Source organism: Salinibacterium sp. NG22, assembly GCF_015864925.1.
Lineage (GTDB): Bacteria > Actinomycetota > Actinomycetes > Actinomycetales > Microbacteriaceae > Rhodoglobus.
In genome coordinates this window covers 1,444,750-1,461,479 of sequence record NZ_JADYWG010000001.1, presented here as the reverse complement: position 1 = coordinate 1,461,479, position 16,730 = coordinate 1,444,750, and the positions used below count along the sequence as shown (strand labels likewise).

Genomic DNA, 16,730 nt, shown 5'->3' with positions numbered 1-16,730 from the left:
AACCTAGTTGTCTTTTCGCTGCGAGGCCCAGATCGCACGCAGGACCCGCGTGGTTTCTTCGAGGTCTGCGCCGGCGCGAATGCTGGTATCGGCGAGGATGCGGGCAGCTTCGACAACGGCGAGGGGTGTGGCCGACGCCGTTGCGCTGACGCGGGTTCCTCCTCCGGTGTGGGTACGAAGGTGTCCTTCAGATTCGAGAGCTTTGTAGGCTTTCGCGACCGTTCCGGGGGCAACGCCGAGGTCTTTTGCGAGTTGCCGAACTGAGGGGATTCTTTCACCCGCTGCCAGAGTTCCGGCGGCAATGAGGCCGCGAATTTGGTCCCGAATTTGTTCGGCGGCGGGGGCTGACCCCGCCAAACTAATCATCATGATCGAACGGTGCCGGTGCCGGTGCCGGTGCCGGTGCCGGTGCTTGTGCGACGCATGAACACCGCGGAAAGCAGCACTCCGAACCAGAGTGCATAGCCGAGGGCGGCTATGCCTAGGCCAACATAGAGAAGAGCTGGCTGCATCGCGGCGAAGGGGGTCGTCCACGAGCCCCAGCCGCTTTCGCCGATGGCGGCCCCGCCCCGCAGCATTGCTGTGTTCGACAGTGACGTGAATATTGAGCCGAGGTGAATCAGGAGAGTTCCGCTCGCGATAGCGAGGATATTCCAGGTTCTGAGGTGACGCATCCGCACATCATCGTCATGGTCGGTGCTGAGCGAAGGTCGGGCGATGAGCCAGAGCACAATGATAGTGACCGCGATAAGGGCGGCAAGGAGTATCAACGCGGGAACCGAGTAGTACCACCCGTAGATGCGGGTTCCGAACGAGATTGAGCTCCCGGCATCTACGGTGTAGTTCCGCCAGAGGCCATCTTCGTCTGGTTCGGATGCCAAGCCGGCCAGTATTGACACGGTGACGATCGTGCCGACAATTGTGGTGATGCCAGCGAACCACCACCGATGGCCAAAGCTGAACGGTGTTCGCCGAGTGAGGCTTGCATGGCCACGCGGGGTGTGAGCGCCGATAGGGATGGCGAGGAGCGCGACGGCGAGGATCCCGATCCCGAGAGCCCAGAGGACGCGCATCTCGAATACCCACAGCGGAAGATGCTCGGACAGCGGGGGCCGGAGTAAGGGGAATCCGATGGCCGCATTCAAATAAATGAGGCAGGCCAGAGCAAGGGAAGTCGCTGCCACCGTGGCGACAGCGGTCAGTCCGGCAGGCAGTCGGCCTTTGCGCCCTCGTGCCAGCCGCCACACCACTGCTAGTGCCAGACCAATGATTGTGGAGCGGAAACTGAACCAGATGAGTACGACGAAATCGGGCATTGAGGCGGCTCCGTAAACATTGAATGTACTAGTGGTGAAGCACATTCAATGTAGCACGCACTTGGTACATTTACGCCGACGGGTGGGAGACAGGGACGCGCTGAATCAGGATGAAACGAAAGTGGCGAAGGGCTGAGCGATCACAAGAAACGCAACCCATAACGCGATGATGATCGTCAGGCTGGTGACCAGTCGATGAGCAGAGAGCGCGAGCCAGTGGGGTTGGCTATCGCTAGCGCGACGAGGGATATTGCGGGCAGTTAGAGCGGCATCCCGCGAAGATCCCCAACGCGAGCGTAGCTAAGCAGCCCTCGAAGCGTCATCTATATCCGTGCTGATCGAGGTTCAGTCACCTGGTGATACCAAACAACCACATGCGACCTTGTTCGGGCTCGATGGGCATCCGTCGAATTGCGGATGGTTCGCTGACGGACCGTCGAATTGGATTCTGCAATCCGCGATCGTTGACTATATGCGCCCGTCGATGAATACCCTCAACCCGTGGAACCTTGTTGCGCAAGTCTTGTTATGCAAGGTATAGTTCGAGCATGGAGACCATGAGCGAGCGGATCGCCACGAACATCCGCAAAGGCGTGCTCGAGTATTGCGTGCTCGCACTGCTGTCGGAACGTGACAGGTATGGGCTGGAACTGGCGGGCGAGCTCGTCGAGCGCGGACTGACAGCCAGTGAAGGCAGTCTCTACCCGCTTCTGGCTCGGATGCTTGCTTCCGGCCTCGTCGATACCCGTTGGGAGACCATCGACGGTGGTCGACCGCGCAAGTATTACGCCGTAACCACCGCCGGCCGCGAGGGGCTGCAGCGATTCGCAGAGGTGTGGCGGTCAATCAGTCCTGAAGTCAACGAACTCGTCAAGGAGCACAAGCGATGAACGACACCACCACCACAGCCAACACCGAGGACTACGTGAACGCGCTCGATAAGGCGCTCACTGCAGTTGATCCCGCGGTGCGCGCGACGATCCTCGAGGACGTGCGTGGCCACATCGCTGACGCCCTTGATGGCGGCCAGACGGAAACAGTCGTGCTCAACCGGCTCGGCTCACCCGACGAAATGGCCCTCTCTGTGCTGGCCGAACTCGGCGTCGCGACACCATCCGCAGCAGGGGCGATGGGTGCCGATTCCTCGCGGAGCATTTTGCTGCTGACAGCGACCGCGGTGGCCGTGCTCACCGCGGCGGTGCTCAGCCATATACTTCCCCACCGCTCGACGACGACGGCGCTGGGAGACGGCGTCACGCAGACGGGCCCCGCGGGCCTTGCGCTCGTACTGCTGACCCTTGTACCCGTGATCGCTGCCGTATTGCCGCTGATCCTGCCGACGCGGATGCGGGCTGGCTTCACACTGGCCGCTGCGATCGCAGGCACCGTGCTGTCGGCGATCACATTGTCCTTCATCGGTTCGCTCTACCTGCCGCTGGTTTTCCTATTGTGGGCCGCGGTGACCGGGCCGTGGCTACGCGGTCACGCCAACGGCCATGGAATCCGAAGAATCTTGCGGATCGCATTCACCATCGCCATCGTCGTGCCACCCGTAATCTTCGGCACCAATATGATCATTCATACGTTCGAAGTCACTTGGGTCACCTGGGCAGGTGTCCTGCTGAGCTTGCTGCTAGTCGGGCTCTTCGCGGGCGGAGCGCGGGCTGGTTATCTGATGGCCGCTGCACTCGGCGTCGGCATGATGATCTTCGCGGTGATCGACTTCGGAATGCTTTCCAATGACATCTGGCTGGCAGGCGGCCTCTACCTGACAATCGGACTCAGTGCCTTCCTCGCGAACATGAAGCGGTGGAACGGGAAGCGGACGAGCTTGGCGTAGCGAGGGACGGTCAAGGTCTCCAGCAAGAACGGGCGACAACATTTTGACAGCGTATTGCGAACCGTTGCATTGTCTAGGGGAGCCTCCTCCAGTTGGTGGGAACTCTGCGATAGCCGTCCCGAGGGAGCTCGAAGGCAGTGGCAGCAATGGCGAGAACGGAGACTATGGCGATGATGATTGTGAGGAACATGGCATTAACACTAAGATCGTCTAATAGCTGCCAACAGTGGCAGTTATGCCACATATCGTAGAAAAACTGCCAATTTTTGGGTGTGCGGTTTGCTCAACAGAAAGTCGAGACCTCTCATGGAACGCGTTGCAGTCATCGTTCAAGACGGCTTCACTCCATTCGAGTTCGGGCTTGCTTGTGAGGCATTCGGCCTTGATCGAACGGATGACGGTATCGAGCCGTTTGATTTTCGTGTGCTCACCGCCGACCCCGGCGCAATTCGAAGCAGCATCGGCTACACAATGAATGTCGAAGCCGACCTCTCTTTCGCCGATAAAGCCGATCTCATCGTGCTCACCCCTATCCCTCGTGCCCAGTGGGGAACCATCGATCCTCGAGTGGCGGAGGTACTCAAACGAGCAGTTGCGCGCGGGGCCTGGGTCATGGCCATCTGCAGCGGATCGTTCCTCCTCGCGGCATCCGGCCTGCTCGATGGCCGTCGAGCAACCACACACTGGATGTACTCCGACGCGTTTGCTGACATGTACCCGCTTATTGATGTGGACCCCGACGTTCTCTATGTGCAAGATGAACGCATCATCACGAGTGCGGGAACAGCCGCCGGAATTGATGCGTGCCTGCACCTGCTGAGACAAGAACTCGGCGCCGAAATTGCCAATCGCATCGCCCGCCGTATGGTCGTCGCCCCTCAACGCGATGGCGGCCAAGCGCAGTTCATCAACAAGCCGCTTCCCGCAGTGCAGTCGCTCTCGTTCTCTGCCGTTACTGACTGGATGCTGCAGAACCTTCGCGAAGATCTGCCCGTCGAAGAGCTCGCCAGGCGAGCCCAAATGTCGCCGCGAACTTTCGCCAGACGTTTCAAAACGGATCTCGGAACGACTCCCGGCGCGTGGCTCGGACGGCAGCGACTGATGCATGCCCAACTGCTGTTGGAACAAACCGATCTGGGGCTTGAGCAGGTCGCGTGGGAGAGCGGATTCGGTTCCGCCGCGGTGCTTCGGCAAAACTTTGTACGCAAACTGGGCGTTGCCCCCACCGCATACCGTGGCAATTTCAGCTGCACCACGCCTATTCCAGCCTCCGCCTAGCGCTCCACCTTCCGCTTGAAAGTCGAAGTGCTCGAACAGGGCGCGTTGCAGCCGGCCGCTCTAGCGACGCGCTAGCTTGGCTCGAAGGTCGGATAGTCCGTGTAACCCTCGGGGCCGGCACCGTAGAAGGTGGCGGCGTCAGGGGTGTTCAACGGCAGGTTTTCTTGCCAGCGGTAGGCCAGATCAGGGTTTGCGATGGCCGGACGGCCCACGACAACTCCTTCGGCATGACCGTCGCGCACCAGGCTGAGGGCTTCATCGCGAGTCGTCATCTGTTGGAAGCCACTGTTGAGCAGCACCGGTCCGCCGAAGCGGGCGCGCAGCTCTTGCACGAAGGCGCCGGTGGGGTCGGCGTTCAGCACGCTGAGGTAGGCAAGTCCGAGAGGGGCGAGGCCGTCGACCAGCGCGCCGTAGGTCGCGAGGGCATCAGCATCGTCTGTTTCTAGGGCGTCTTGGATGTTGTGTTGCGGCGAGATGCGTAGGCCAACGCGGCCAGCACCGATCGCCTCCGCTACCGCGGTCGCGACCTCGATCACGAAGCGAGCGCGGTTTTCGGGGGAACCGCCGTACTGGCCCTCGCGTTGGTTGGAGGCAGGGGAGAGGAACTCGTGCAGCAGGTAGCCGTTGGCGGAGTGAATCTCCACGCCGTCGAAGCCCGCCGCGATGGCGTTGCGCGAGGAAGTCACGAACTCGTCAATCACGCCGGTGAGCTCACTGTCGGTGAGCGCATGCGGAACCGGGTAAGGCTGTTTGCCATCGTAGGTACGAGTTTCGCCGTTGATCGCGATTGCGCTCGGGCCGACCACGGTGTGTCCGCCATTGGTGGCTTCGTGGGTTACTCGCCCCGCGTGCATCACTTGCGCGACGATCTGGCCGCCCGCCGCGTGCACCGCATCGGTGACGTGCGTCCAACCCTCGAGCTGCTCGGGCTCGACCAGTCCGGGCTGACCAAGGAAGCCTTGCCCGGCGTGGCTCGGGTAGGTGCCTTCGGAAACGATCAGACCGAGCGAAGCGCGCTGGGCGTAATGCTCAGCAACCATGGGGCCGGGAACGCCGCTTTGTCCTGAGCGGGTGCGCGTGAGCGGTGCCATCACCAAGCGGTTGGTCAGGTTCAGCTCGCCGAGGGTCGTGGGGGAAAACAAGTTCACAGCAGATCTCTTTCTGTCGGTCGTAACAAGTTCAACATCGACCGGCGCGAACTATTCCTCCCTGAGAATATGCTCGGTTTGCCACCCACCGCTGTATCGAAGATTTCTCATCGATACCCTTCCGTCTTGCCGCACACGTTCATAGACTGGCCGCTGTGGACGACAATGCGAGCGACATTCCTGCCGAGCAGCCAGACACGATGACGACGGATGCGGATGTGGAGCGCTCTGCAGCAACGGCGAGCGTGGCATCCGCTGGTCATCCATTGACCGTGTGGATGAGCGCCCTCCTCGGTGTGGGCGCTGCGGTGATCGGCCTGCTGCCGTGGCTGCTTCAGGGCTTGCGTCTGCCGTTGCAAAACTTGTGGGCGGCCGAGACTGCGCCAGACGAAATGCCGCTCGTGCTGCTGCCGTTTAGCCAATATGCGTTGACCACCGAGATTGGGCTGATGGTGGTTGGCGCTGCGGTCGCCGGGATTCTTGCCCGCCTGTTGCGGTCGCGGATGCCGCGGCGCGGTGTGATGGTGATGTTCCTTGCGCTCATCATGGTGCAACTTGGCGCGATCGTGCAAACCTTTGTTGTCGTGCAGAGTGGGCTGCAAGATCGCAGTGCGGCGACGTTCTACCTCGCGGCGGTTACCGGGGTTGCGGTGCTCGCGATGCTGGTGGGGATTGCCGTGTTTTGGTTGATCGCTCGGGCTCCCCGTGCGGGCGCGCTGATCGGATTCGCGATGGCCGCGGTCGCGTTGGCGCCGTGGTTGGGGGAGCTCGTGCATCCGCTCCTCAAGCCTCAGTACGGCACGATAGAAGACTTTTGGCGCTGGTCGGCGAGTGTGCTGCTGTGGGTTCCGGCCATCCTGGTCGGGCTTGCGGCGGGTTGGTGCGGCATCCGCTCGGTGGGGCGCGTAATTGCGGTGCTCGTCAGCTTCGGATTGCTCTGGATTGTGCCGGCCCTATCCACGGCGATCAGCTATGCCGCCGGGAGTCGGGTGTATGCGAACGACCTCCCCGAGATGGCCAGCGCCGGGTTCGGAGTATTTCGGCAAGCAGCGACGATGCCAGAAATTGTCGTGCCGCCGCTCATGGTCGCGGCCGTGGTTGCTGTGCTGGTTGGTGTGGTCGTGCACTACCTTCGTGGCCGCTCAACTACAACGCTTTCCTGACTGTGGCTCGCACCCTGGCTTCGCGGCCGGCGACGATGGTCATTCTTGTCCAGGGCGGCCCCGTAAAGCGACCGGGTCGAACAGGTTCGCCGGTTAGGGGCGGAGGGTCTTGCGCATTTGCTGCGTGGTGACGGAGTAGCCCGAAGCGCCATACAGCGAGACTGCCGGGGTGTTGTGCCCGAATACGTTCAGCTCGAGCGCTGGCACACCAGCCTCCAAGACAGCAGCTTCGACCGCAGCGAGAAGAGCGCGACCAAAGCCCGCTCCTCGGCGCTCTTCCACCACGTGGATGTCGAACAGAAACGCCAAGTCGGGTGACCCTTGCGGGTGGTCGAGACTGACCCAGGCGTGCCCGACTGTTGCGCCGTCGGCATCCGTTGCCTGCAGGAACAGCATGCGCGGAGTGTTGATGCCCTGCGGCAGGCGTGAGGCGTTGTCGGCGACAGCCCGCTCAACCGAGCCTTCGAGCGGCCAGCGCCCGATCGCGACTTGCTCCGCGGCGAACTCTGCCGTCGTTGCGTGTTGCCACGCGTCAAACTCGTTCGCGGTCATAGGTCGGACACTCACTGAAGTCATTGTGAAATGATCGCAGGATTCTCCTCGTGCGTTGGGTACGCCACTCATCGCCCTCTTCCTATCGGGACGCGGCTAAGGATTCGCGCACTGCAGCTCTATCAACCGCAAGCGCGGTGAGGAGGACGGCGGCGGAGTCTGGCTCGCGGCGGTCGAGCAGTGCGAGCAGAATGTGTCGCGACGTCACCGTTCGCGCCTTTTCGGTGGCAGCACTGACGAGAGTGTGTTGGAGGGTGGCCTTAGCGCCGGCAGTCAATGGAACTCGTTTCGATGCGGCGGCGTGTGCCGTCGGGTTGAAGCTGCCGAGGTCGACCCCGATCGCTGTAAGGGCGTCGCGGTCGAGTTGCTGGGCGGCTTCGGCAGCGGTCGCAGCATCGACGCCGACAGCCTGAGCGAGTTCTTCTTCGTGCAGGAGCGCGAGCAGTAGGTGGTCGGTGCCGAGCCTCCGGTCGCCCCGCCGCGCTGCCTCGTGCCGGGCATCCTCGACGACGGTTCTCGCAGATTGCGCCAACTTCTCAAACATTATTTCCCTGCTTTCCGTATTTCAGATGGACGGATTGTCGGGTGACGCCGAGTGCATCACCAATCTGCTCCCATGACCAGCCATCGCGCCGTGCCTGCGCGACATGCGTCGCTTCGACGTGTTCTGCGAGGCGGTGCAGGGCACCGACCGCACGCAGCCCGGTGGCGGGAGTGGCGGTGCGGAGCTGTTCGCCCAAGTTCACTGATTCCATGGTGTCAGTTTCACTTGACACCCGCGATTTGTCAAGTAAAACTGACACATCTTACGGTTTTGACTCATCTCAAACCCAGCCGCCGTCCACACAGGCACCCGATCTAGAGTTGGTTGTGCCTCCCGCTTCGGCGGTTCTGGAAGAGGATGTTCGAAGTCCAGCCCGGCGTCTAGACCTACGGTCTCTCGTCATACTTAGGAAGAAGCGATTCGCCTGTGACCTCCACGACGAAGACTGCCCCGCCCGCCGAACTGAGCGTGAAACGCATCCGCGCTTGGTCGGCACTTCTTGGCGTGCTCAGCGCCGCCGTTGTGCTCGCCGTAGCCGAATTCTTCGCCGTCTTCATCTCGCCCGCCAGCAGCCCCGTGCTTGCTGTCGGCTCCCTCGTCATCGACCTCGCACCGTCATGGTTGAAAGACCTCACCATTGCGCTGTTCGGAACCAACGACAAGATCGTGCTGCTGCTGTGTGTTGGGCTGCTCGTGCTGGTTCTCGCTGTGGTAATTGGTCTCATTGAGTACGCGCGGCCCAGCTGGGGTGTCATCCTGCTCGTCTTCGTCGGAGTGGTCGCGACGATCGCCGTCACGACCCGTGCCCAAGCTTCCGCAAGCTGGCCGATGCCCACCGTTCTCGGCGTTGTTGCCGGTGTGCTGGTGTTGCGCCTCACCATGATTCGGTTGCGCCGCTGGGTGAGTTCTGCGCCGGCCGCGCCTGCCGCGACGCCCGCCGGTACCGCAGCGGCAGCGCGCGCTGCCAGTGCTCAGCGGTCCTCCGCTACGCCCAATCGTGTGCCGGCCGCGTCGCGCCGCGACTTTCTTCGCATCGTCGGTGTGACATCCATCGGTGCCGTTCTTGTGGGTGCCGGCGCTCGCGTCGTCAACGCCAGTGCCAGTGTCGTGGATGCCGTACGCACGGCTCTCACGTTGCCCGCTGCGGCGTTCCCGGCTCCGGCAATCCCCGCCGGGGCGAGTCTCGACGTCGCTGGCATTTCGCCGATCATCACCCCCAACGCTGACTTCTATCGCATCGACACGGCGCTCGTTGTGCCCAACATTGATGCGGATGAGTGGAGCCTCAAGATCACGGGAATGGTCGAGAACGAGATCGAAATCACGTTCGCCGAACTACTCGCGCTGCCCTTGGTCGAGACAGCCGCAACGCTCTCGTGCGTGTCGAATGTGGTGGGTGGCGATCTCGTCGACAACGCCATGTGGCTTGGCTACCCCATCCGTGAACTGCTCGCCCGGGCCAAGCCACTCGCCGGAGCTGACATGGTGCTGTCGCGCAGCATCGACGGCTTTACCGCGAGCACCCCGATCGAGGCGTTGCAAGAAGAGTCTCGCGAAAGCATCCTTGCCGTCGGGATGAACGGCGAACCGCTTCCGCGCGAACACGGCTTTCCGGTGCGGATGGTGGTGCCCGGACTCTACGGCTACGTTTCGGCAACCAAGTGGGTTGTTGAGATGCAAGTCACGCGCTTCGCAGACGCGACCGCGTACTGGACCGATCGCGGATGGTCGGCGAAGGGCCCCGTCAAAGTGCAGTCGCGTATTGATGTGCCCGCCTCAAACGCATCGATTGAGGCAGGCACTCTCGCGGTCGCCGGAGTTGCCTGGGCGCCGAACACGGGTGTGACCGGCGTCGAGGTGCGCGTCGACAGCGGCACCTGGGAACCTGCAGAACTCGCCACCGCCATCTCGGTCGACACCTGGGTTCAGTGGGTTTACGAATGGGAAGCCACGAGCGGCAACCACATCATTGAGGTGCGGGCCACGGATGCTGACGGCACAACTCAGTCGGGTGACCCCGTGCCGGTCGTGCCCGATGGCGCCGAGGGCTGGCACCGCATCGGCGTGCAGGTTTCGTAGTCGCCAAATTTCAAGGCTATTCAGCTCTAATCGAGGTGTGCTCGCACGCTACGCGCGATCGTGGAGCGTGATCGGGTAGCCGTCGAAGTCGGCGAAGGTGAAGGTGCGGCCGAAGGGGCCATCGACGGGCGCCGAGGTGATCGTGATGCCGTCGGCGGCGAGGGTGTCGTGGATGCCCTGGGCGTCGGGAGCGTGCATCCAGATGCCGACGCCGAGCCCGAGTTGCGAGACCGAGTCGAGGTCAACGCCGGGAGCTGCGGAGCGCACCGCGAATGCCGCCGGGGTCGTGCCGAAAACGATCGCGTGGGGTGGACCTGGCTGGCGGGTCAAGCCGAGGTACTTTTCGTAGAAGGCGCCTGCGGCGTCGAGGTCGCGAACTTGCAGTGAGATGAAGCCGGGGCCGGATGCTGGGGTCATGATGTCTCCTAGATTCTGATGTCAATTAGTTGACATAGAGCACTCTATGTCAGAATGTTGACATGCAGCAACAGTCATCCGGAATCGATTTGGAAACCTCGGTGGGATACCTCCTGAAGGAAGCCTCCAGCGCGCTCCGATCTGCGATGGAAGCGGTGCTGCGCCCGCTCGGGATGAGCATCACGCACTACTCGTGCCTCGAACTTTTGGCGCAGCGGCCCGGCCTCTCGAACTCTGAGCTTGCCCGCGGAGCCTTCGTTACGCGCCAAGCCATGAACGTGCTGCTGCAATCCCTCGAGCGCGACGGACTCATCACCCGACCAGAACAGCCGGTTGCCGGGCGCGTTCTGCCGGCCGAACTCACGGCGAAGGGTCGTCGCCAGTTGGCCACCGCCAGTGCATCCGTCAAAGATGTTGAAGACAGGATGAAGTCCACCCTGAGCGCCGCCGAGCAAGCGATGCTCGGCGATCTGCTGGCGCGGTGCGTGACGTCACTGCGCGAGCCGAGTGCTGGGGCTGGTGCCGCTGCTGGTGGTGCGGAGCCTAGTTTGCCGGCGGACCGGCATGCGGCATCCACACGTCAGCAATCGCAAGAGCAGGCGCAATTGTGAGCGCATCGGTCTACCGGCGCGTGTTCGGCGCCGAACTCGACGAGCTAGCGCCTGAGCTTCGCCCCTACTTCGACGGTGGGCAACAAGTCGGTGTCGGCAGCGGAGTGTTCGACGTTGCTGGGTCGCCGCTGCGCATCCTAAAACCGGTGCTGGCGTTTATGGCGTGGCAACGCATCCTCTTTCCGGAATACGCGCGCAACGTACCTTTCGATGTCATCAACACACCCACAGCGGACGGCGGCCTTGGCGCCGTGCGCACCTTCCACTTTCCGGGTCGAGATCGCTTCCTGCAGGATGAGATGCGCGTCGTCGACGGCCGCCTGCACGACTTCTTGGGCAGGCGCGGCGGCTTCGAGGTGCGCATGACGCTTACCGTCACGGATGGACGCATGCGGTTGCGCTCCGACCGCCAATGGCTGCATCTGGCTGGCCTCCGCCTCCGCATCCCCGCGCTCGCCACAGTCACCGTCGACGAGTCGTGGGCCGACGGACGACAGCACGTGGACGTTCGGCTCCACACTCCGCTACTCGGCGACTGGTTCCGCTACGTCGGGTACTTCGCTTACGGCTACAACTAGCTCCGCCGCAGGGTTCCCCTGACGACCCGTTTACAACGGCGCGCTTGAGGCGCACTATGGGACGCATGAACGCACAACGCGAGTTGCTCCGTATCGAAGTCGAAGACGTCGAAATCTCAAAACTGGCGAGATTGCTTACCTCGTACACAACAGGAGTGTTCAACCGAACGCTGCGCTTTGTCGGCAAGGTAGATGGCGACACTCGCTACGAAAGTGGAACCTTCTCGTCAAATCACATGTTCGATCCGATGAATCCGGATGAAGCGTACGCGCCGCGCATGGCCGAGCACCTTGCGAAGATCCGCCACGACATCGAAGCGGATGGCTGGGTCGAGACCGAACAGGGAGCCCAGTCGTGGGCGCTCACTTTCGCTCGGCCCGCGGGCGCTTCTGCAAGCGAAGCCGCCCGCTAAATCCACCCCTGCTGCCACGCCTTATCGGCGGCATCGTGCCGCGAGCGAGCGTCGAGCTTGGTCATCGCCGATGACAGGTAGTTGCGCACGGTTCCGGGCGCGAGGTGTAGAGCATCAGCGATTTCTTGCACGCTCATCGTGGAGCGGCTGAACCGCAGCGCGTCGAGCTCGCGATCAGTGAGAGGGCAGCGGTCGGCGGTGAGAGCCGTCGCCGCAATCTCGGGATCAATGTAGCGTTTGCCTGCCACGACATCCCGAATCACAGCAGCCAAGTCTTCGGCGGGCGTCGACTTGGGCACGAAGCCCGAGACGCGGGCGGCGAGTGCCCGGCGCAGCACGCCCGGTCGAGCGTGGCGAGTCACAATGACGACCTTCGTCGCAACGGTCGAGAGGATGCGCGTGGCCGCCTCGATGCCATCTGCCTGCGGCATTTCGAGGTCGAGCAGACACACATCCGGCTGCAGCTCGAGCGCTTGCTCCGCCGCCGCAACACCGTTGTCGACGCTCGCGATGACCTCGATATCGGCTTCCAGGTTGAGCAGCGCACTCAGGGCCCCGCGAATGAGATGCTCGTCGTCAGCGATGAGAAGGCGGATGACGCGCGGCGCTTCGCCGGCTGCACTCACGCCAGCCTCGCTCACGCTGTCACTCTCGCTCGCGCCGGAACTCGCACGCTCAGCTCGAAGCGATCTCCGGCGTCATCGACGGCGGTATCAAGTGTTCCGCCGAGGGCGGCGACGCGGCTTCGGAGCCCCACTAGCCCACTACCGGGAACTTCGCTCGCCGAGGCTGAGCTTCGCAGTTCGTTGTTGCTGATCACCAGCGTGCTCTCGGTGTCGTTGCTGGCGAGCTGGATCGACACTTGGGTTGCTTCGCTGTGTCGCAAGATATTCGTCGTGGCCTCGCGCACGGCGAGCCCCAATGCACGACGCACCTCAGCGTCGGCGGGCATCGTGCCGACGGCCAGATCACACTGAGCACCAGCAGCCGCGAGCACTTCGCGGGCGTTCTCGAGTTCGTTGTCCAACTCAACTTCGCGATACCCGGCCACGAGTGACCGGGTCTCTTCGAGGGCCTGCTTGGCGATCATCCGAGTTTCGTGGATGTGTTCACGGGCTGCCTCGGGGTCGATGGCGAGCATCCGCTCGGCCAGCTCAGATTTGAGAGCAATCACTTGCAGGTGGTGCCCCTGAATGTCGTGCAGGTCAGACGCGAAACGCAGGCGTTCTTCGGTGACAGCGAGTTCGGCGGCGCTCGAACGCAGACGGTCGAGGGTGACGACAATGTCCCACCACCACAGGGCTGAAAGCACCATGAGCGGCAGCAGAATTCCATAAAACAACACCAGCCAGGCGTCGGCAATCGCCGCAGGGCTGATGGGGTTGCCGAAGATCATGGTCGCGAGCACAGGGTGGGCGATGGACGCCGCAAGCCCGACGGCCAGCAGTGTCCAGAGTTGGCGACGCGGAAAGAGGGGAGCAACCACACACACGGCCATCCACAGCGGAACAGCAGAAAGAAATCCCACCTCGGGCCTGAAAAGTCCGATCACCCAGACCGCAATGGCGGGGGCGAGAAGCGCGATGAGCCAGGCGACGTTCGGGATGCCCTGCCCTCGCTCCGTGCGAAGGAACCAGCATCCGCGCACTTGGGCTGCAGCCGCAATCGCCGTCAGCGCGATGAGAAGGCCATCAAGTGGCGAGCCTGATGCGGCGAAAACAGCGAGCATATTCAGAATCACAACCGCGTTCAGCACGATGTAGAAGAACACGATGGAGCCGAGCGTGTAATTCCAGGTGGCGCGCACTCCGCGAACGCCGCGAGCCTGTTCGCCGTCGCGGGGCGTCGCAGGCGTAGTGGATTCGAGCATGGCCTCCAGCGTAGAGCAGTGACATTTGTCACGGTCGCGGGTGCGAAAGTTCACCGGATGCCGTGACGCGGCGGCACTGCCCAGCGCGATTATCCGCGGCGAAGATTGATTCATCGCCGGAACCTCAGCCGCTGACAAGCCGGACGATTCACGTCATCCTCATTAGAAAGGCACACCATGTACGACGCTTTCACTTCCTTCACTTCCGGGTTGCCCGAACTGCTGCAGTGGGTTGGTGTGATCCTGATCGCGGCGATTCCCTATGTGGAGTCGTACGGCGGCTCGGTGATCGGGGTTATTGCCGGTGTCAATCCGGTGGTCGCGATCATCGCTGCGATTGTGGGTAACGTCATCTCGATGCTGATCTTCGTGTTCGTGGCCCACCGGGTTCGTGCCAAGGTTGCCGCGGGCCGCGAGCCCAAGCCGGAAACAGCTCGTCGCCAGAAGCTCCGCGAACGGTTTGATCGCTACGGAGTCGCCGGCGTCAGCCTCCTCGGCCAAACCCTCCTGCCCAGCCAGATCACTTCGGCCGCGATGGTGTCGTTCGGCGCTTCGCGCAACGCCGTGATCGTGTGGCAGATCATCTCGATCATCATCTGGGGTGTTCTGTTCGGTGTGCTTGCCACGTTCGGAACCACCGCCCTGCGTTGATGCGGATGCCCGGGTGGCCGGGCATCTCCCCGCCGGAGCTGCGCACTACGTCTGTACGCAGCTTCGGTAGCGGCGGCAGGTCACTGGCCACACAGACTGTCAGCGCACCATCCGCGCGTCAACGAGTTGGGGAGTCGCAGGGTCGATGTCTTCGGTGCCGTCGAACTCGAAGCCATTGCGGCGGTAGAAGGCCACAGCCCGGGGATTGTCCTTGGCGACCCATAGCGCAGCAGGCGAGTCGCCTAGGGTCGCGTCGAGCAATGCCTGACCGATACCGGTGCCATGGTGCGCCGCCACAACATAAATCGCTTCGAGTTGGGCGTGCGCAGGCACGGTAGTTTCTTTGACGGTGGCCTCCCGCCCAACCGAAGCAAATCCAACGATTGTGCCGGCGAGGTCAGCGACTTGGATGCACCGCTCCGCTCGCGGATGGTTAAGGATGTGATTCCACATCTTCTGGCGTCCGGCCACATACTCGGCCGTGAAAAAGTCCTCCGGCAGCAGGTGCGAATAGGCTTCCCGCCAGCTCGCGACATGCAATTGAGCGAGAGCGTCGGCGTCGGCCGGCACTGGGTCGCGAAGAATGGTGGTCATCTGATTATCGTGCCAGTCGCTTCGGCGGAAGGGAAGATGTGACCGTTTCTCTTGTTTAACTCTTGCGACACAAGGTATCGTCGACGGCATGGTCGAAAGCGCAGCAAGCACCCAACTCCGGCGAGGGGTCGTTGGGCCGTGCATCCTCGCGTTGCTCTCGACCGGCCCGCGCTTCGGGCTACAAATCGTTCGCGAACTGAATGACGTCGGTCAGTTGCTGACGAGCCAGGGCACCGTGTACCCGCTGCTGAGCCGCCTCCAAGAAGCGGGTCAAGTCAGCAGCCACTGGGAAGTGAGCGACACCGAGCGACCGCGACGCTATTACAGCCTCACGGATGTCGGTCGTCGCGACCTTGAACTCTTCCGTGAAGATTGGCGCCAGTTCTCCGGCTCCGTCGGAACACTTCTGCAGACCATCCCTTCCGCATCTAGTGAGAGTGAGCAGTCATGACTACCGCTGCCGAGCATCCGACCGTCACGGCCTACCTTCGCGAGTTCGATGCGGCGTCGGGCTCACTCACTGCACCTCGTCGTCTCGAGTTGCGGGAAGAAATCGCTAGCCACTTGCACGAGACCATCCCTCCCTCGTCATCGTAGGCCGACGCGACTGCGGCCATCGCAGCCTTCGGCTCGCCGGCTGAAATTCTGGGGCAGGAAGGCACCCCCGATGACGGCTCTTCTTCTGCCGATCCCGCCGATACATCTCGATCGGGTGTGCGGATGGCCCTCGGCGCAGTGGTGATTGTGGCCGCAGCTATCTCTGCGGCGTTCTTCTTGTGGCCGGGCAGCCCTGCGGACACGGGCGTCGGGCCTGACCCCACGCAACCCGATGTTGATCCTTCGTTCGTCGTGAACGAAACCCCAGAGGGACCGGTCCGCGTGACCGAAGGCACCGCCTACTTCGAGTATCTCGCCGCAATCGAAACGATGGGCGAGCCACTGCCCAGCGGTGCGGCATACCCCACCGGCGTGCCTGAGGGCCTGGACCTCGGATCAACGGATGACGGAGTGCTGCAATCTGGTGCCGGCGCGACCGTCGCGCACTTCACCTGGCTGTGTGCGTGGGAGGCCGAGTACCTGACCGCGGCTGGCGACGAGGATGCCGAACGACTAGTCGCCGCTGAGGCGATGCTCACGCAATGGCCTAGCTACGACTTCGTCTCCGACCCTGATGGCGGGTGGGCTGCGAATGTTCTCGAGCCGCTGAGCTTCGGTGACACCACCGGTCTGCAGAAAGACTTTCCGCAGACGTGCGCTCAGGCGGGCATCCTCAACGTCACGGCCCGCTAAGCGCCCGGTGACTGAGAATCGCACCGCTCGCAATCACTCCGCCGCCGATCCACGTGAGCGCGATGCCGAAGATCGCGGGAACAGTCCCTTGGTCGAGAAAGACGTTAACGGGCTCTTCGGAAGCGCTGTAGGACGAGTACTCGCAGTTGAAGCCGAGGGGGAACAACGAGAATGATGCAACGATCCGGTATTCGCCGGCTCCGCTCAGCGCTTCAGGTCGAGATGTGTGGTCGGTGCAACTCCTCCATTGCCCCTCGTAATTGTTCGCGCCAAGGTTCAGCAGCACGCCGCCCGACACCAACATGCCCAGGGCGATGAGCACAAAGCCTTCGACCCAGGTAGCCCGCTTCATGATCCCCCGATCCTTGAGCGGCAAGCGGCCGACT

The 16,730-nt window shown here is 62.6% G+C and carries 22 protein-coding genes and 1 pseudogene; 12 read left to right on the top strand and 11 right to left on the bottom strand.

Annotated elements, in window-relative coordinates; genetic code table 11:
- Positions 1 to 3: 3 nt before the first annotated feature.
- On the bottom strand, positions 4 to 369 hold the full coding sequence (locus tag I6E81_RS07190) for a GntR family transcriptional regulator (protein ID WP_306790143.1): 366 nt from the start codon (positions 367 to 369) through the stop codon (positions 4 to 6).
- Positions 366 to 1,316: a hypothetical protein gene (locus I6E81_RS07185; protein ID WP_197106654.1), complete on the bottom strand. Its 951-nt coding sequence runs from the start codon at positions 1,314 to 1,316 to the stop codon at positions 366 to 368. The genes I6E81_RS07190 and I6E81_RS07185 overlap by 4 nt, the downstream gene beginning before the upstream one ends.
- Positions 1,317 to 1,864: 548 nt before the next feature.
- Here I6E81_RS07185 and I6E81_RS07180 point away from each other — a divergent pair.
- The 3 genes from I6E81_RS07180 (at position 1,865) to I6E81_RS07170 (ending at position 4,434) form a co-directional block, all read left to right on the top strand.
- A complete protein-coding gene (locus I6E81_RS07180; RefSeq protein ID WP_231603878.1) occupies positions 1,865 to 2,206 on the top strand; it encodes a PadR family transcriptional regulator in 342 nt (113 codons plus the stop codon).
- Positions 2,203 to 3,156: a hypothetical protein gene (locus I6E81_RS07175; protein ID WP_197106653.1), complete on the top strand. Its 954-nt coding sequence runs from the start codon at positions 2,203 to 2,205 to the stop codon at positions 3,154 to 3,156. Before I6E81_RS07180 ends, I6E81_RS07175 begins: the two co-directional genes overlap by 4 nt.
- A 306-nt stretch (positions 3,157 to 3,462) precedes the next feature.
- Positions 3,463 to 4,434: a GlxA family transcriptional regulator gene (locus I6E81_RS07170; RefSeq protein ID WP_197106652.1), complete on the top strand. Its 972-nt coding sequence runs from the start codon at positions 3,463 to 3,465 to the stop codon at positions 4,432 to 4,434.
- 71 nt (positions 4,435 to 4,505) lie between these two features.
- On the opposite strand, the gene I6E81_RS07165 is transcribed toward I6E81_RS07170, so the two are convergent.
- The gene (locus I6E81_RS07165; RefSeq protein ID WP_197106651.1) at positions 4,506 to 5,582 is read right to left on the bottom strand and encodes an alkene reductase; all 1,077 of its coding nucleotides are present in this window, start codon (positions 5,580 to 5,582) and stop codon (positions 4,506 to 4,508) included.
- Between the two features lie 155 nt (positions 5,583 to 5,737).
- Here I6E81_RS07165 and I6E81_RS07160 point away from each other — a divergent pair, with 155 nt between their 5' ends.
- The gene (locus tag I6E81_RS07160) at positions 5,738 to 6,745 is read left to right on the top strand and encodes a hypothetical protein (protein ID WP_197106650.1); all 1,008 of its coding nucleotides are present in this window, start codon (positions 5,738 to 5,740) and stop codon (positions 6,743 to 6,745) included.
- A gap of 93 nt (positions 6,746 to 6,838) precedes the next feature.
- On the opposite strand, the gene I6E81_RS07155 is transcribed toward I6E81_RS07160, so the two are convergent.
- The 3 genes from I6E81_RS07155 to I6E81_RS07145 all read right to left on the bottom strand — a co-directional run bounded on the left by I6E81_RS07155 (position 6,839) and on the right by I6E81_RS07145 (position 8,052).
- Positions 6,839 to 7,297 carry a GNAT family N-acetyltransferase gene (locus I6E81_RS07155; protein ID WP_231603877.1) on the bottom strand — a complete coding sequence of 153 codons (459 nt, stop codon included), beginning with the start codon at positions 7,295 to 7,297 and terminating at the stop codon, positions 6,839 to 6,841.
- Positions 7,298 to 7,379: 82 nt separating this feature from the next.
- The gene (locus I6E81_RS07150) at positions 7,380 to 7,841 is read right to left on the bottom strand and encodes a Clp protease N-terminal domain-containing protein (protein WP_197106648.1); all 462 of its coding nucleotides are present in this window, start codon (positions 7,839 to 7,841) and stop codon (positions 7,380 to 7,382) included.
- Positions 7,834 to 8,052, bottom strand: a complete 219-nt coding sequence (locus I6E81_RS07145) for a helix-turn-helix domain-containing protein (RefSeq protein WP_197107196.1) — start codon at positions 8,050 to 8,052, stop codon at positions 7,834 to 7,836. Before I6E81_RS07145 ends, I6E81_RS07150 begins: the two co-directional genes overlap by 8 nt.
- A gap of 215 nt (positions 8,053 to 8,267) precedes the next feature.
- Between I6E81_RS07145 and I6E81_RS07140 the strand changes: the two genes are divergently transcribed.
- Positions 8,268 to 9,920 carry a molybdopterin-dependent oxidoreductase gene (locus I6E81_RS07140; RefSeq protein ID WP_197106647.1) on the top strand — a complete coding sequence of 551 codons (1,653 nt, stop codon included), beginning with the start codon at positions 8,268 to 8,270 and terminating at the stop codon, positions 9,918 to 9,920.
- 48 nt (positions 9,921 to 9,968) lie between these two features.
- Here I6E81_RS07140 and I6E81_RS07135 read toward each other — a convergent pair whose 3' ends face one another.
- A complete protein-coding gene (locus I6E81_RS07135; RefSeq protein WP_197106646.1) occupies positions 9,969 to 10,337 on the bottom strand; it encodes a VOC family protein in 369 nt (122 codons plus the stop codon).
- 62 nt (positions 10,338 to 10,399) lie between these two features.
- Between I6E81_RS07135 and I6E81_RS07130 the strand changes: the two are divergent.
- The 3 genes and pseudogenes from I6E81_RS07130 to I6E81_RS07120 all read left to right on the top strand — a co-directional run.
- A pseudogene (locus tag I6E81_RS07130) lies at positions 10,400 to 10,795 on the top strand (MarR family winged helix-turn-helix transcriptional regulator); the annotation flags it as partial.
- Positions 10,796 to 10,944: 149 nt separating this feature from the next.
- Positions 10,945 to 11,526 (top strand): DUF4166 domain-containing protein, encoded by a 582-nt coding sequence (locus I6E81_RS07125; RefSeq protein ID WP_197106644.1) that lies wholly within the window; start codon positions 10,945 to 10,947, stop codon positions 11,524 to 11,526.
- Positions 11,527 to 11,591: 65 nt separating this feature from the next.
- Entirely contained in the window at positions 11,592 to 11,939 is a 348-nt protein-coding gene (locus tag I6E81_RS07120; protein WP_197106643.1) for a hypothetical protein, read from the top strand.
- On the opposite strand, the gene I6E81_RS07115 is transcribed toward I6E81_RS07120, so the two are convergent.
- Together I6E81_RS07115 and I6E81_RS07110 are read right to left on the bottom strand one after the other, a co-directional pair.
- A complete protein-coding gene (locus I6E81_RS07115) occupies positions 11,936 to 12,580 on the bottom strand; it encodes a DNA-binding response regulator (RefSeq protein WP_197106642.1) in 645 nt (214 codons plus the stop codon). The genes I6E81_RS07120 and I6E81_RS07115 overlap by 4 nt on opposite strands.
- Complete coding sequence (locus I6E81_RS07110) at positions 12,577 to 13,809, bottom strand: sensor histidine kinase (protein WP_197106641.1); 1,233 nt, start codon at positions 13,807 to 13,809, stop codon at positions 12,577 to 12,579. The genes I6E81_RS07115 and I6E81_RS07110 overlap by 4 nt, the downstream gene beginning before the upstream one ends.
- 177 nt (positions 13,810 to 13,986) lie before the next feature.
- Here I6E81_RS07110 and I6E81_RS07105 point away from each other — a divergent pair, with 177 nt between their 5' ends.
- Positions 13,987 to 14,460: a hypothetical protein gene (locus I6E81_RS07105; protein ID WP_197106640.1), complete on the top strand. Its 474-nt coding sequence runs from the start codon at positions 13,987 to 13,989 to the stop codon at positions 14,458 to 14,460.
- Positions 14,461 to 14,559: 99 nt separating this feature from the next.
- Here I6E81_RS07105 and I6E81_RS07100 read toward each other — a convergent pair whose 3' ends face one another.
- Complete coding sequence (locus I6E81_RS07100) at positions 14,560 to 15,054, bottom strand: GNAT family N-acetyltransferase (RefSeq protein ID WP_197106639.1); 495 nt, start codon at positions 15,052 to 15,054, stop codon at positions 14,560 to 14,562.
- 88 nt (positions 15,055 to 15,142) lie between these two features.
- On the opposite strand from I6E81_RS07100, the gene I6E81_RS07095 reads away from it, so the two are divergent.
- The 3 genes from I6E81_RS07095 (at position 15,143) to I6E81_RS07085 (ending at position 16,344) form a co-directional block, all read left to right on the top strand.
- On the top strand, positions 15,143 to 15,505 hold the full coding sequence (locus tag I6E81_RS07095) for a PadR family transcriptional regulator (protein WP_197106638.1): 363 nt from the start codon (positions 15,143 to 15,145) through the stop codon (positions 15,503 to 15,505).
- Entirely contained in the window at positions 15,502 to 15,651 is a 150-nt protein-coding gene (locus tag I6E81_RS07090) for a hypothetical protein (protein WP_197106637.1), read from the top strand. Before I6E81_RS07095 ends, I6E81_RS07090 begins: the two co-directional genes overlap by 4 nt.
- A 123-nt stretch (positions 15,652 to 15,774) precedes the next feature.
- Positions 15,775 to 16,344, top strand: a complete 570-nt coding sequence (locus I6E81_RS07085; protein WP_197106636.1) for a hypothetical protein — start codon at positions 15,775 to 15,777, stop codon at positions 16,342 to 16,344.
- On the opposite strand, the gene I6E81_RS07080 is transcribed toward I6E81_RS07085, so the two are convergent.
- The gene (locus I6E81_RS07080; RefSeq protein WP_197106635.1) at positions 16,331 to 16,696 is read right to left on the bottom strand and encodes a hypothetical protein; all 366 of its coding nucleotides are present in this window, start codon (positions 16,694 to 16,696) and stop codon (positions 16,331 to 16,333) included. The two genes, I6E81_RS07085 and I6E81_RS07080, sit on opposite strands and share 14 nt — an antisense overlap.
- Positions 16,697 to 16,730 lie beyond the last annotated feature (34 nt).

Bases quoted from the DNA above. Each gene is read 5' to 3' on its own strand.
- I6E81_RS07190 (WP_306790143.1), bottom strand. From the start codon at position 369: ATGATGATTAGTTTGGCGGGGTCAGCCCCCGCCGCCGAACAAATTCGG.
- I6E81_RS07185 (WP_197106654.1), bottom strand. From the start codon at position 1,316: ATGCCCGATTTCGTCGTACTCATCTGGTTCAGTTTCCGCTCCACAATC.
- I6E81_RS07180 (WP_231603878.1), top strand. From the start codon at position 1,865: ATGGAGACCATGAGCGAGCGGATCGCCACGAACATCCGCAAAGGCGTG.
- I6E81_RS07175 (WP_197106653.1), top strand. From the start codon at position 2,203: ATGAACGACACCACCACCACAGCCAACACCGAGGACTACGTGAACGCG.
- I6E81_RS07170 (WP_197106652.1), top strand. From the start codon at position 3,463: ATGGAACGCGTTGCAGTCATCGTTCAAGACGGCTTCACTCCATTCGAG.
- I6E81_RS07155 (WP_231603877.1), bottom strand. From the start codon at position 7,297: ATGACCGCGAACGAGTTTGACGCGTGGCAACACGCAACGACGGCAGAG.
- I6E81_RS07150 (WP_197106648.1), bottom strand. From the start codon at position 7,841: ATGTTTGAGAAGTTGGCGCAATCTGCGAGAACCGTCGTCGAGGATGCC.
- I6E81_RS07145 (WP_197107196.1), bottom strand. From the start codon at position 8,052: ATGGAATCAGTGAACTTGGGCGAACAGCTCCGCACCGCCACTCCCGCC.
- I6E81_RS07135 (WP_197106646.1), bottom strand. From the start codon at position 10,337: ATGACCCCAGCATCCGGCCCCGGCTTCATCTCACTGCAAGTTCGCGAC.
- I6E81_RS07120 (WP_197106643.1), top strand. From the start codon at position 11,592: ATGAACGCACAACGCGAGTTGCTCCGTATCGAAGTCGAAGACGTCGAA.
- I6E81_RS07110 (WP_197106641.1), bottom strand. From the start codon at position 13,809: ATGCTCGAATCCACTACGCCTGCGACGCCCCGCGACGGCGAACAGGCT.
- I6E81_RS07105 (WP_197106640.1), top strand. From the start codon at position 13,987: ATGTACGACGCTTTCACTTCCTTCACTTCCGGGTTGCCCGAACTGCTG.
- I6E81_RS07100 (WP_197106639.1), bottom strand. From the start codon at position 15,054: ATGACCACCATTCTTCGCGACCCAGTGCCGGCCGACGCCGACGCTCTC.
- I6E81_RS07095 (WP_197106638.1), top strand. From the start codon at position 15,143: ATGGTCGAAAGCGCAGCAAGCACCCAACTCCGGCGAGGGGTCGTTGGG.
- I6E81_RS07090 (WP_197106637.1), top strand. From the start codon at position 15,502: ATGACTACCGCTGCCGAGCATCCGACCGTCACGGCCTACCTTCGCGAG.
- I6E81_RS07085 (WP_197106636.1), top strand. From the start codon at position 15,775: ATGGCCCTCGGCGCAGTGGTGATTGTGGCCGCAGCTATCTCTGCGGCG.
- I6E81_RS07080 (WP_197106635.1), bottom strand. From the start codon at position 16,696: ATGAAGCGGGCTACCTGGGTCGAAGGCTTTGTGCTCATCGCCCTGGGC.